Source organism: Micromonospora sp. NPDC023737, assembly GCF_040639715.1.
Classification (GTDB): domain Bacteria; phylum Actinomycetota; class Actinomycetes; order Mycobacteriales; family Micromonosporaceae; genus Micromonospora.
The window spans coordinates 49741-63051 of the sequence record NZ_JBFAAL010000015.1 but is presented as its reverse complement, the minus strand read 5'-3'; the positions used below and the strand labels follow the sequence as shown (position 1 = coordinate 63051).

11 protein-coding genes are annotated in these 13311 nt (G+C 68.8%); 5 read left to right on the top strand and 6 right to left on the bottom strand.

What is annotated here, in order from left to right; all coding sequences use genetic code 11:
- Positions 1–2688 carry a pyruvate dehydrogenase (acetyl-transferring), homodimeric type gene (aceE, locus tag AB0F98_RS25565; protein WP_357739962.1) on the bottom strand — a complete coding sequence of 896 codons (2688 nt, stop codon included), beginning with the start codon at positions 2686–2688 and terminating at the stop codon, positions 1–3.
- Positions 2689–2976: 288 nt separating this feature from the next.
- Here aceE and AB0F98_RS25560 point away from each other — a divergent pair, with 288 nt between their 5' ends.
- On the top strand, positions 2977–3504 hold the full coding sequence (locus AB0F98_RS25560) for a hypothetical protein (protein WP_357739959.1): 528 nt from the start codon (positions 2977–2979) through the stop codon (positions 3502–3504).
- 180 nt (positions 3505–3684) lie between these two features.
- On the top strand, positions 3685–5115 hold the full coding sequence (locus tag AB0F98_RS25555; RefSeq protein ID WP_357739956.1) for an MFS transporter: 1431 nt from the start codon (positions 3685–3687) through the stop codon (positions 5113–5115).
- A gap of 42 nt (positions 5116–5157) precedes the next feature.
- Here AB0F98_RS25555 and AB0F98_RS25550 read toward each other — a convergent pair whose 3' ends face one another.
- Positions 5158–5886 carry a TetR/AcrR family transcriptional regulator gene (locus tag AB0F98_RS25550; RefSeq protein WP_357739953.1) on the bottom strand — a complete coding sequence of 243 codons (729 nt, stop codon included), beginning with the start codon at positions 5884–5886 and terminating at the stop codon, positions 5158–5160.
- A 391-nt stretch (positions 5887–6277) separates the two neighbouring features.
- Between AB0F98_RS25550 and AB0F98_RS25545 the strand changes: the two genes are divergently transcribed.
- Both AB0F98_RS25545 and AB0F98_RS25540 read left to right on the top strand, forming a co-directional pair.
- Positions 6278–7777 (top strand): SulP family inorganic anion transporter, encoded by a 1500-nt coding sequence (locus AB0F98_RS25545; protein ID WP_357739950.1) that lies wholly within the window; start codon positions 6278–6280, stop codon positions 7775–7777.
- On the top strand, positions 7777–8214 hold the full coding sequence (locus AB0F98_RS25540; RefSeq protein WP_357739947.1) for a MerR family transcriptional regulator: 438 nt from the start codon (positions 7777–7779) through the stop codon (positions 8212–8214). Before AB0F98_RS25545 ends, AB0F98_RS25540 begins: the two co-directional genes overlap by 1 nt.
- Before the next feature lie 65 nt (positions 8215–8279).
- On the opposite strand, the gene AB0F98_RS25535 is transcribed toward AB0F98_RS25540, so the two are convergent.
- The 4 genes from AB0F98_RS25535 to AB0F98_RS25520 all read right to left on the bottom strand — a co-directional run bounded on the left by AB0F98_RS25535 (position 8280) and on the right by AB0F98_RS25520 (position 12297).
- Positions 8280–8909 carry a TetR/AcrR family transcriptional regulator gene (locus tag AB0F98_RS25535; RefSeq protein ID WP_357739944.1) on the bottom strand — a complete coding sequence of 210 codons (630 nt, stop codon included), beginning with the start codon at positions 8907–8909 and terminating at the stop codon, positions 8280–8282.
- Between the two features lie 206 nt (positions 8910–9115).
- Positions 9116–10603, bottom strand: a complete 1488-nt coding sequence (locus AB0F98_RS25530) for an MFS transporter (RefSeq protein WP_357739941.1) — start codon at positions 10601–10603, stop codon at positions 9116–9118.
- Positions 10604–11071: 468 nt separating this feature from the next.
- Positions 11072–11533: a nuclear transport factor 2 family protein gene (locus AB0F98_RS25525; protein ID WP_357739938.1), complete on the bottom strand. Its 462-nt coding sequence runs from the start codon at positions 11531–11533 to the stop codon at positions 11072–11074.
- 239 nt (positions 11534–11772) lie between these two features.
- A complete protein-coding gene (locus tag AB0F98_RS25520; RefSeq protein WP_357739935.1) occupies positions 11773–12297 on the bottom strand; it encodes a CGNR zinc finger domain-containing protein in 525 nt (174 codons plus the stop codon).
- Positions 12298–12390: 93 nt separating this feature from the next.
- Here AB0F98_RS25520 and AB0F98_RS25515 point away from each other — a divergent pair, with 93 nt between their 5' ends.
- Positions 12391–13260, top strand: a complete 870-nt coding sequence (locus AB0F98_RS25515; RefSeq protein ID WP_357739933.1) for an alpha/beta fold hydrolase — start codon at positions 12391–12393, stop codon at positions 13258–13260.
- Positions 13261–13311 lie beyond the last annotated feature (51 nt).

Here is a 13311-nt window from a genome sequence, read left to right as displayed (position 1 = left end):
CTACCCGATGCGGTACCGCTCGCGGGCCCTTTGCACGGTCTCGGTCTTGATCTCGCCGCGCCGGGCCAGGGCGGCGAGAGCCGAGACCACGATCGACTGCGGGTCGACTCCGAAGTGGCGGCGGACGGCCTCGCGGGTGTCGGAGAGGCCGAAGCCGTCCGTGCCGATCGAGTGCCAGTCCTGTGGCACCCACTGGCTGATCTGGTCCGGGACCGCGCGCATCCAGTCGCTGACGGCGAGTACCGGACCCGGAGCGCCGTCCAGCACCCGAGTGACGTACGGGATCCGTTCCTCGCCCTTGAGCTGCGCCGCGTCACAGTCCAGTGCGTCGCGGCGCAGCTCACTCCAGGAGGTGGCGGACCAGACGTCGGCCGCCACGCCCCAGTCGCCGGCGAGAAGCCGTTGGGCCTCCAGAGCCCAGTGAATGGCTGTGCCGGAGGCGAGCAGTTGCAGGCGCGGCGCGTCGGCCGGCAGGTCCTGCGCGTTGGCTTCCCGGAACCGGTAGAGGCCCTTGAGGATGCCCTCCTCGACGCCCGGGCCCGACGGCATGGGCGGCTGGATCTTCGGCTCGTTGTAGACGGTCAGGTAGTAGAAGACGTTCTCCGCGTCCGGCCCGTACATCCGGCGCAGGCCGTCGCGGACGATCACCGCGATCTCGTACGCGAAGGCGGGGTCGTAGGCGATGGCCGCGGGGTTGGTGGAAGCGATCAGGTGGGAATGGCCGTCCGCGTGCTGCAGACCCTCACCGGTCATGGTCGTGCGGCCGGCGGTCGCGCCGATGAGGAACCCGCGGCCGAGTTGGTCGGCGAGCGCCCAGATCTGGTCGGCCGTCCGTTGCCAACCGAACATGGCGTAGAAGATGTAGAAGGGGATCATCGGCTCGCCGTGCGTGGCGTAGGACGTGGCGGCAGCGGTGAAGTCGGCCATCGAACCCGCCTCGGTGATGCCCTCGTGGAGGATCTGGCCGCTGGTGGCTTCCCGGTAGTAGAGGAGCGTGTCGCGGTCGACCGGGTCGTAGGTCTGGCCGTGCGGCGAGTAGATCCCGGCGGTGGGGAAGAGCGACTCCATGCCGAAGGTGCGTGCCTCGTCGGGGACGATGGGCACCCACCGCTTGCCGGTCACCGGATCCCGCATCAGATCCTTGACCAGGCGGACGAGGGCCATCGTTGTCGCGATCTGCTGGCTACCGGATCCCTTGGCCAACGATTCGAAGGGCTTGGCGGGCGGCTCGGGCAACACCACCGGGTGGACCTTGCGGGCCGGTGCGGGCCCGCCCAGCGCGACCCGGCGCTCGTGCAGGTACCGGACCTCCGGCGAGTCGGCCCCGGGGTGGGCGTACGGCATCAGGTCGCCGTCCAGCCTGCTGTCGGGGATGGGAAGTTCGAGGAGGTCACGCAGCGCGCGGAACTCCTCGCCGGTCAGCTTCTTCATCTGGTGGTTGGCGTTGCGCGAGTGGAATCCCGGCCCGAGCGTGTGGCCCTTGATCGTCTGGGCGAGGATCACGGTCGGCGCGCCGCGATGCTCGACCGCGGCCCGGTAGGCGGCGTACACCTTGCGCGGTTCGTGGCCTGCCCGCGAGGTGTGGAAGCACTCGTCGATCTTCCCGTCGGTCAGCGCCTTCGCCATCTCGACGAGGGCGGGGTCGGTGCCGAAGAAGTGGTCGCGGATGTAGCTGACGTCCCGGGCCGCGTAGGTCTGGAACTGCCCGTCGGGGACTTCGCGGAGTCGGCGGACGAGCGCGCCCGTGGTGTCGAGGGAGAACAGGTCGTCCCAGGCCGAACCCCAGAGCGACTTGACGACGTTCCAGCCCGCAGCCCGGAACTGGGCCTCCAACTCCTGAACGATCTTGAGGTTGGAGCGCACCGGTCCGTCGAGCCGCTGGAGGTTGCAGTTGATGACGAAGGTCAGGTTGTCCAGGCCCTCACGGCCGGCGAGGGCGAGCGCGGCGGTCGACTCGGGCTCGTCCATCTCGCCGTCGCCGAGGAACGCCCACACCCGTGAGGCGGAGGTGTCCTTGATGCCACGGTGTTGCAGGTAGCGGTTGAACCGGGCCTGGTAGATCGCCGAGAGGGGGCCCAGGCCCATCGACACGGTCGGGAACTCCCAGAGCCACGGCAGCCGGCGCGGGTGCGGGTACGAGGGAAGACCGTCGCCGCCCGTCTCCTGCCGGAACCGGTCGAGGTGGCCCTCGGTGAGCCGCCCGTCCAGGAACGCTCGGGCGTAGATGCCCGGGGACGCGTGGCCCTGGATGTAGAGCTGGTCACCGGAACCGCCGGCCTCCTTGCCGCGGAAGAAGTGCTGGAAGCCGATTTCGTAGAGCCATGCGGCGGAGGCGAAGGTGGAGATGTGGCCGCCCAGGCCGTAGCGACTGCCGCGACTCACCATCGCGGCGGCGTTCCAGCGGTTCCAGGCGGTGATGCGCCGTTCCATCTCCTCGTCGCCGGGAAACTCCGGCTCGGCGGCGGTCGGGATGGTGTTGATGTGGTCGGTCTCCAGCAACGTCGGCAGCTCGAGGCCGGAGCGCTCGGCGTGTTCGAGGGTCCGGCGCAGGAGGTACGTGGCTCGGTGCGTCCCGGCCGCCGCGGTGACGGCGTCGAGGGAGGCGGCCCACTCGGCGGTCTCCTCGGGGTCGCGGTCCGGGATCTGGTCGAGCGCGCTCGGCTGCGTTCGCCCGATGTCGTCGGTCATGGTGAGCCGCCTTCCACACACCTCGGGGAGCCGCATGGGAGGTTGCGGGATCCCTGCGCCTTCCGGTTCCTCGGCGAACTGCCTCGCCGTGCACCAGGAGGACCAGGTGGCCCGGGGATTTGTGACATCCCCGCGGGCCTCCGGGTTGTCACGAACGGCGCGGCCGCTCGGTCCTTGCTGCAACTGAGCCACGGCCGGAGCAAGGGAGATGCCTCATGGGCCTCATCATCCGGATCTTCCTGCCGGCTCCGTTCGTGGAAGTGTCGCAGCCCTCGACAGCGGCCTTCCATGAGTGAGGAGCGGCGACCGCGGCTGCCGCCCGGACCGCCCGCGGACACCTTGCGTTCGATCGTCTTCGAACGACTGCTCCTGCGCACCGTCGCGCTCCATCTACTCGGCTGCACCGCGGACGCCGAAACCGCGGTACGGCGGACGTACGTCCGCTGGTACACGATGAATGACGAGCAACAGGGTCAGATCGACAACAAGATCGCCTGGCTCGTCCGCACTGTCGCGCGGACCTGCCTCGACGTTCTCGGGGTGCCACCCGACGGGACCGGCACAGCACCCTCCGACAGCAGCGGGACCGACACGAGGGGCCACGTGGAAGACCGCGTCGACCCGGTCGGTCTTGCCCTGCTCGTCGTCTTCGAGTCGATGACGGCCGCCGAGTGGGTGGATCTCGTCGTCCAGTCCCAGCTGACGCAGCCATCGTCTGGCTACCCCTGCGCGAGCGGTCCGGCGACGAAGTGCGGACGCCTCGCTGGCTGTCCCGACCGGCAGGGCCCGCCCGGGACCGCGCGGCCGACGCCATGACGCGCGGCCCGACGTCGTACTCCGGGGCTGGGCATCCTCTACCTCCTGCGTACCGGCGGTGAGCCGGGAACTCGGCGACCGGGGGCGTTTCGCTCCTGTATGACCGGGAATGGGCGGGACGGGCTATCCCGCCGTGGTCGCTCGCCGCGGCCGCCGACGCGTGCCAGGAGGGCGTACGAGATGAGCGAAGACGCCGGTCCGGACGGAGCGACACCGGCCGACGACAGCGCCAGGGCGACCTCCGCCCAGGGCGAGGTCACTGTCGTCCGCCTCGCCGATCTCCGGCGTACCGTCGCCGCCACCGCGGTCGGAAACATGATCGAGTGGTTCGACTTCGGGGTGTACAGCTTCACGGCCGTGACGATCGGGCGGGTGTTCTTTCCCGAGGCCAGCCAATCGGCGCAGCTGCTCTCCTCGTTGGCGACCTTTGCCGCCGCCTTCATCGTCCGGCCCCTGGGCGGCATCTTCTTCGGCCCGCTGAGCGACCGCATCGGGCGCAAGCGAGTGCTCGTGCTGACCGTGCTCACGATGTCGCTCGGTACGTTCGCCGTCGGCCTGCTCCCCGGGTACGCCCAGGTCGGCGTGTGGGCCCCGGTCCTGCTCCTGGCTGCCCGGCTCGTCCAGGGCTTCTCCACCGGCGGTGAGTACGGCTCGGCGATGACGTTCGTCACCGAGCACTCCCCCGACCGCGGGCGCGGCTTCGTGGCCAGCTGGCTCGAGTTCGGCACGCTGACCGGTTTCGTACTCGGCGCATCGCTGGTGACCCTGCTGACCGCGGTGCTGTCCAGCGCCGAGCTCGACTCCTGGGGCTGGCGTATCCCGTTCCTCGTCGCCGGCCCGCTCGGCCTCGTCGGGCTCTATCTGCGCCTGCGGCTGACCGAGACGCCCGCGTTCGAGCACCTGGAGAGCCGGGCGCCGGAGCGCTCCACCGGGCTGCGCAAGGAGGTGGGCGTGCTGGTCCGCACCCAGCGTCGCCCGCTGCTGGTCTGTCTCGGCCTCGTCCTCGTGCTGAACGTGCCCAGCTACATCATCACCGCGTACCTGCCCAGCTACCTGTCGGCACAGCTGGGCTTCTCCCAGAACGAGTCGCTGATCGTGGTGGTGGTCGTCCTGGTGGTCCTCATGGTGCTGCTCAATTTCGTGGGCCGGCTGTCCGACCGCATCGGGCGCCGGCCCGTCATGATGACCGGCTGTGTCCTGCTCGTCGTCCTCTCCGTGCCGGCTTTCCTGATCATCCAGCAGCGCACGCTGGTCGCCGTATTCCTGGGCACGTTGCTCGTCGGCCTCATGTACCTCTGCTTCGACAGCACCGAGCCCGGCACGCTACCGACGCTGTTCCCCACCCGGGTACGGGCTGGAGCCTTGTCCATCACGTACAACATCTCCACCTCGCTGTTCGGCGGCACGACGCCGCTGATCGCCGCGGCGCTGGTCGACACCACGCACAGCCTGATCGCCCCCGCGTTCCTGCTGCTGGCCGCCGGCCTGATCGGCGGCGTCGCGGTGTACTTCGCGCCGGAAACCGCCCGCCGGCCCATGCCGGACACGCCGCCGGTGGCCGCGAGCGAGCAGGAGGCGGCCGCGATCCGGCAGGCCTCGGCCGCGTCCTGACCGGTCCCGTGATACGGCCCGGCCGTATGCCAGCACCTTCGGTCAGCCGGTGGTCGATTCCGCAACCGACTTCGCCGGGAGCAGCCCCCGGAGGACCAGTTCCGTCAGGCAGTCGGTCAACTGCTCCCACTCGGCGGCGGACGGCTGTGGTGCGCGACCGAGACGACGGGCGATCTCGCTCTGAGTCAGCGCCAGCGCGGGACCACTGAGCGCGGTGAACAGGATGTCGAGCGGGACTTCCGGCATCCGCCCCGACTCCATCAGTCGCCTGGCTATCGGCTCGACACGCTCCAGCAGTGAAGCCGTGTACCTGCTGTAGATGTAGTCGACGCGCTCTGAGTTGAGCACACACTCCGCAGCCAGGATCCGGTTCATCTGAGGCACGTTCACGGCGACGGAGTAGAACGTCCTCACGACCATCTCGAGTTTCTCGGCGTCGTCCGCATCGACCTCGAAGGCGACGGCGAGTGGCGCCCGCAGGTCCTCCAAGGCATAGTCGACCACCGCTCGCCAGAAGTTGTGCTTCGAGCCGAAGCGATCGTTGATGAAGTTGTGGTTGACGCCGAGGCGCTTGGCGAACTCGCGCACTGACGCGCCCTCGTATCCCAGTTCCGAAAAGAAGTCCAGCCCGCGCCTGAGAACCTCGGAGTCAGTGAGATCGGCTTGCGGTGCCCTTGTCCGGACAGGTCGCCGCTGCTTTCGGTTCGGTTGACTCTCGATCACCCCGGCCCCGCCATTCTTCGCCGGGCGGGCCTCCCCACCCCCAGCCATCTGCCGACAATCATCTGTCGTGGGTCCAGGTCCCGGAGTTTCCCGCCAACCCAGGGTCGATCAGCATACGGGAGCCGAGACGCGATCGTGACGTGCTCAGCCCGACGTGCCGCGCTGACCCTGTCGGTTCGACAGCCGCCGCCCACCCAGCTCTCGGTGATGATCACCACGCACCCCCAACTCTCCCCTTACGGAAGGGTAGGGTCTGCTGAGGTCGTCGGGGCTGACCAGCCGGTCCCCCTGACGACCCTGCCGTGTCTGGGCGCTGCGGCCCAGGGTCCGGACCTGGATCCGGTGCGGCCGTCGCTGATCGTTCTTCAGTCGTCCACCCCGGCGGTGCCGGGATGGATGGCGTGTGCCCGACCGGGCACACCCGAGTGGAAATGGCTCAATGTCTCCTGCGTTGTCCGCGGTCGCCCGGCCGCGCCTGTCCCGCCCGTCCTGGCTGTCGCCGAAGGTGTTCCGCACCGAGGTCCTCGCCGGGTTGGTCGTCGCTCTCGCCCTGATTCCCGAGGCGATTTCCTTCTCCATCCTCGCCGGGGTCGACCCCCGCGTCGGCCTGTTCGCCTCGTTCACGATGGCGGTCACCATCGCGATCTGCGGCGGCCGACCGGCGATGATCTCCGCGGCCACCGGAGCGGTCGCCCTCGTCGTCGCGCCGCTGGCCAAGGAGCACGGCCTGAACTACCTCATTGCGGCGGTGATCCTCGGGGGCGCGATCCAGATCCTCCTCGCCGTGCTCGGCGTGGCGAAGCTGATGCGGTTCATCCCCCGCAGCGTCATGGTCGGTTTCGTCAACGCCCTCGCGATCCTGATCCTCACCGCGCAGATCCCGCACCTGATCGGCGTGCCATGGCTGGTGTATCCACTCGTCGCGGTCGCGCTGGCGATCATCGTGGGGCTGCCTCGACTCACCCGCGCCGTCCCCGCACCACTGGTCGCGATCATCGTGCTGACCGTCGTCACAGCGGTCGCCGGCGTGGCCGTACCGTCCGTCGGAGACGAGGGTGCCCTGCCGGACAGCCTTCCCACCCTCGCCGCGCCGCACGTGCCCTGGACCCTCGACACCCTCACCCTGATCGCCCCCTACGCCCTCGGGATCGCACTGGTCGGGCTGATGGAGTCGCTGATGACCGCCAAACTCGTCGACGACATCACCGACACGCACTCCAACAAGACCCGTGAGTCCTGGGGACAGGGCGTCGCCAACATCGTCACCGGGTTCTTCGGCGGGATGGGCGGCTGCGCGATGATCGGACAGACGATGATCAACGTGAAGGCCTCCGGCGCCCGTACCCGGCTGTCGACCTTCCTGGCGGGCGTGTTCCTCCTGGTCCTGGTCGTCGCGCTCGGTGACGTGGTGGCGGCCATCCCGATGGCGGCCCTGGTCGCCGTGATGATCATCGTTTCGGTTTCGACCTTCGACTGGCACTCCATCGCGCCCAGGACCTTGAAGAGAATGCCGGTCGGCGAGACCGTCGTCATGCTGGCCACCGTGGCGGTCACGCTGGCCACCCGCAACCTTGCCGCCGGGGTACTCGTCGGCGTGCTCACCGCCATGGTGGTCTTCGCTCGCCGCGTCGCCCGTGTCGTCGAGGTGACCAGCGTCCTCGACCCGGAGGGCACCACCCGGATCTACTCGGTGCATGGTGAGCTCTTCTTCGCCTCCAGCAACGACCTCGTCGGTCAGTTCGACTACGCCAACGACCCCGACAACGTCGTGATCGACATGGCCCACGCCCACGTCTGGGACGCCTCCTCCGTCGCCGCGCTGGACGCGATCACCACGAAGTACGCCACCCGCGGCAAGACCGTCGAGATCACCGGATTGAACAAGCCCAGCGCTCGCATCCACGACACCCTCGCGGGGCAGTTCGGAGTCGGCCACTGATGCCCGCCGGCGACGGGGCCGGGCCGGAGCATGGGGGCGGCCCGGCCCCCGGTCGGCTCGTTCAGATCGGGGAAGCCGCCGAGCGGGTGGGGCTGAGCATCCGGACCATCCGCCACTACGAGGAAGCCGGCCTCATCGTCCCCTCGGCGCGTAGCGAGGGCGGCTTCCGGCTCTACGACGAGGCCGACCTCGACCGTCTCACCGTGGTCAAGCGCATGAAGCCCCTCGGCTTCACCCTCGAAGAGATGCGGGATCTCCTCACCGTCCTCGACGCCCTCGATACGGCCGGCGGCTCCGACCGCGGCGAACTGCTCGGCCGGCTCGGCATGTTCCATGACACCGCAACCACCCGAGTCACCGCCCTGCGGCGCCAACTCGCCATGGCCGAGGAGTTCGCCGGCACGCTCCGCGCCAAACTCGACCATCACGGAGGCTGAGCACCTGGCGCCCTTCGACGCCGTCATCGGATGACCGGGCGCGACCTACGAGTTGCGGGCTTCGGTCACTCCACGCGGTGCAACTGGGGCTCGGGCCACGTGAGTGCGGTCCGTCCGGGGGCGCGCATCCCGTCGAGCAGGATGGTGACGACTCGACGCCACCCGTCGGGTCCCGCGTCGACGCCGAGGCAGTGGTCGGTGTCGAGCGCCGCACGCGAGCAGAGCAGGATGTCCGCCCAGGTCACGTCCTCACGCAGGGCACCGTCCGCGTGCGCCCGGTCGGTCAGCCGGATGACAGCATCCTGCAGTGCGGCGGTCCGCTGCGCGAGTTCGGGCGACGGCGGGCCATCGCATGCCGCGGTGACTTCGGCGAGCCCGCGGCTGTCTCGGTGTGCTCCGGCCAGTTCCATCACGAACTCGGCCAGTCCGTCCCAGGGATCCGGTCGTGTGAGGCACGCCTCTGCGGTATCCAACAACTCGTCATAGAGGCCGAGCACTACGTAGTCGAGTAGTGCCTCCTTGGTGCCGAAGCGCCGGTACAGCGTGCCCACCCCGACGCCCGCCGCTTTCGCGATGTCGAGAGAGGAGACGTCGAGCCCGCGGGCCGCGATGGCCTCGCGCGTCGCGACGATCAACTGGCGTCGGTTACGCTGCGCATCGGCCCGGGTGCCCGGCACGGGGTCCAGGTCAGGCATCCTCGAAGAATACCACAATCGGACGACCTCCGTCCGATTATCGTCCGACCTGGGCACGCCAAGACCGCCCACTCCGGCGGTACGCCCGGTCCGCTTCGGCCTGCGCACCTCGGTCGCCCGCGAGCGTCGGCTCCCGGCTCGCTCGAAAGCCGGGAGCCGACATCGTGCCGGTCGCCGTCCCCCTTAGCGGTGGGCTCGACAGTCGTTCAGCGGACCGACAGCAGGGTGGCGTCGAAGGCATCGTCGCCTTCCTGAGCCGGGGTGTGCTCGGGAGCGCCGGCGTTCACCATCATCGCGGAGACCAACGCCGCCGCCAGCACGAAGGCGGCGGCCAGCCAGTATGCGACCGAGTAGCCGTGCACCAGCGCCTGGTTCTGAGTGTGGGCCTGCGTCGGGCCGGCGTGGGACATCAGGTAGCTGGCGGCCGAACCGGTGGCGACCGTGTTGAGCAACGCGGTGCCGATCGAGCCGCCGACCTGCTGCGACGAGTTGATCATCGCGGAGGCGACACCGGCGTCTCTGGCTTCGATGCCGTGTGTGGCGATGCTCATCGCGGGCATGACGGCCGTGCCGATGCCGAGTCCGACGACGGCCTCGGCGATCGCGATCTCCAGGAAGCCGCTGTCGGCATCGAGTAGGGCAAGCAGCACGAGTCCCACCACGGTCACCAGGTAGCCGCCGACCATGATCGGTCGCGGGGCGATACGGTGCGCCAGCCGGGCGCCGATCTGCGTGGCTCCGATGGCCTGCGGCACCGCCATCGGCATGAACGCCAGGCCGGCCATGACCGGCGACCATCCCTTGACCTGCTGAAAGTAGTAGCTCAGCAGCAGAAACATGCCGAACATGCTGACGATTGCCAGTCCGACCGACAGATAGGCGGCGGCCCGGTTGCGTTCGGTCAGCACCCGCAGCGGCAGTAGCGGGGAGCTGACCCGGGCCTGCACCAGGATGAAGGCGGCCAGCAGCAACGCGCCGACGATGAACGATCCGACGGTCAGACCCGCTGCCCAACCGTGACTCTCGGCAGTGCTGAACCCGTAGACCACGGCGACCAGTCCGAGGCTGGCCAGGAGTACACCGGGGATGTCGAGCCGGGAGCGGTGCCGCTCGGCGGTGTCGTGCACGGTGCGGATCGCGCCCAGGATCCCGATGATCGCGATCGGGACGAGGACGAACATGGCGTAGCGCCAGTTCAGGTACTGGGTGAGCAGGCCGCCGGCAATCAGACCGATGGTGCCGCCGGCGATGGATACGGCGCTGAACACGCCGAATGCCTTTGCGCGCTCCCGTGGTTGGGTGAACGACAGAGAGATCAGGGAGAGCGCGGCCGGTGCGAGCAGGGCCGCGAAGACGCCCTGGGAGGCACGGGCGACGAGGAGCATCACCGCATTGACCGCAAAACCACCGATCGCCGAGGCGATCGCGAACCCGGCCAGGGCGAACAGGAAGACGCGCTTGCGTCCCACCATGTCGCCGATCCGGCCGCCGACGAGAAGGAGGCCGCCGAATGCCAGACCGTAAGCGGTGACCACCCACTGCCGGCCTCCGTCGGAGAAGTGCAGCTCCTGCTGGGCGGAGGGCAGGGCGATGTTCATCACCGCCCCGTCGAGAACGACCATCAGCTGTGCGATGGAGATGAACAGGAGCGCTCTCCACCGCTGTGAATCTGATGCGATATGACGAGTGGACATGAGTGTTGTTCCTTCAGGGAGTGATAACTGTCTTTCCTCGGGTTTGCCGAGAGGCTTCAGGCGGCGGTCGCGAGCCGGCCGCGGACGACGACGGTTTGCGGATCAGCGGCGTGTGCCGGCACCTCAACGACAGGCGGGCTTCAACCTGCGTGCAGACACGCGGCTAGGCGAAGCGGCAGATTTCTGTCGAACTTGCCTGCCCGACCGACGTTGTCGGGCACATCGACCGGCCGCGACAGGGTGACCCGCGACCGCCGTCGGAATGCTCGCTGCTCAGCCGCATCGCGGACGGCTTGCACGGCCGCGGCCGGCCACCTGAACCGAGAGCCGCCATGTGTTCCCACAGCTGGCGACGCAGTCGGGGCCGATCCTGGCTCGAGAGCGATGGTGGGTGTGAGGGCTACCGGGTGTTTCTCGTTGCGTACCAGCGGCACCGGGAGATCGGCACCGTGGCGATTGGGACTCGGTTCAGGCGTCCGGAGCCCAGTTCGCCATCGGGTCCATCCGGAAGCGGGTCAACTGCAGCGTGTCGATCAGCCATTGCCCGTCGATCTTCTTGTAGGTCTCGCGGTACTGCCCATAGCCGCGGTACCCCACCGGAACGTTCTCCCCGGCCTGGAAGGGCACGATGTCCTCCAGGGCCCAGATCCCGGACGCGGTGTCGGGCCCGGTGATCTCGATCTCCGGCATGTGGCCGTGGTGGACCGTCGGCGAGCTGCCGATGTAATCGCGCATCACGCTCGCCATCTCGCGCGGTGACTTCCACGCGGTCCCGTGCATCATGATTTTGGGGTCGGCGCTGAACAGCTTGACGAACTCGTCGTAGTTCTTCTCGTCCACGAAGCGCCAGTAGCGAGCCTTCAACTTCTTGATGCTCTCGACCGCCTCCAGTTCGTCGAGCCTTCTGACGATCTCGTCGACGTCACTCATGATCGAACCTCACTTGCTCTTGGCGCTCATCGGGCGCTCGCAAACGGACGACCGTCGTCCGCCCTGGAACGTACTCCAAGGGGACGACGATCGTCCGCTTTTCCCGGCCGCCGGCCGGGTGACCCTGGTTACCTGGCAATCGGGAACAAAGAGCCACCATGCCGGGAACCTTGATCGCCGAGCGCCAACCCGAAACACCCGCTGGCCGGCGTCAGCCCGCTCGCCGGACCCGGAGACTGCTACCGGACAGCGCTTCGGGGCTCACGGCTGCGCTCGTAGTGCCGTCGAGCCTTCATCCGGTTGCCGCAGATCGCCATCGAGCACCAGCGGGCGCTGTTGGACTTGCTGTGGTCGACGAGGAACCGCCGGCACTCCGGATTGGCGCAGGGGCGCAGCCGACCAGGGCTCGACACCCGTAGCGCATCCCAGGCGAGCACCGCCCGAGCGGCCGCCGACCGGCCGCGAGGCAGGTCGAGGGTCCACGCGATCCCGTCCTGGACGACCGACGGTCGGTAACTCACTCCGTCGACGAACCGTGCGACAGACCGCGGGGCTTCGTCGCCCCGGACGAGGCCCTGCAGCGCCCCGCGCGCGTCGAGCAGCGCGCGCCACTCGCCCTCCGTGGGCGGCTGCCCGTGCGCGGTGAGCCACTCCCGGCCGGCCTCGGCGTCGGCGAGGTCGTCGCGCGGCACCCCGTCCACCACGGGGGTGGTGTTGAGCAGATCGAGCAGCAAGGTCTCGTCTGCGTCGTCAGGCTTCGGCACGAGCATCATCCTAACCTCCAAAGGGCACTTGACAGGTTACAGCAGCCCATGCTTGGGTCTAACCGCCGAAATGCACTTTGGGGGTTAGAGATGATGTCTGTTCACCACCGCTACGCCACCGTCCGGGGCCAGCGGCTGTTCTACCGGGAGGCCGGCCCGGCCGACGGGCCGACCATCGTGCTCCTGCACGGCTTTCCAACCAGCTCCTTCATGTTCCGCAACCTGATCCCCGCACTGGCCGACCGGTACCGCGTGATCGCCCCGGACCACCTGGGGTTCGGGCTCTCCGCCGCACCGCCGGCCGACGAGTTCGACTACACCTTCGACGCCCTGGCCGACCTCACCGCCGGCCTGCTCGACCGACTCGAGGTGCGGCGCTACGCGATGTACGTCCAGGACTACGGCGCCCCGATCGGCTGGCGCCTCGCACTGGCCGACCCGGACGCGATCACCGCGATCATCAGCCAGAACGGCAACGGCTACGACGCCGGGTTCATCCCCGCTTTCTGGCAGACCGTGTGGAGCTACCACCGCGCGCAGACCCCCGAGACCGAGGCCGACGTTCGAGGCGCGTTGACGCTCGAGACGACCAGATGGCAGTACCTCACCGGCGTACCGGACGAGACGCTGATCAGTCCGGACACTTGGCAGCACGATTTCGCGCTGCTGTCCCGGCCCGGCAACGACGCGATCCAACTCGCGCTCTTCCGCGACTACGCGACCAACCCGCCCCTGTACCCGGCGCTGCACGAATACCTGCGCCACAACCGCCCGCCGGTACTCGCGGTGTGGGGCAGGAACGACCCGATCTTCGGCCCCGACGGCGCACGCGCCTTCGCCTCCGACGTGCCGGACGCGGAGATCCACCTGCTCGACGGGGGTCACTTCCTGCTCGAGAGCGCCGGCACCGAGGTCGCCGAACTGATCCGTGACTTCATGGCCCGCGCAACGATCCGGCGCTGAGGCCCCCGGTCCCCCGCTGGGCCAAGCTCGCCGCCCGATGCTCCGGCAGTC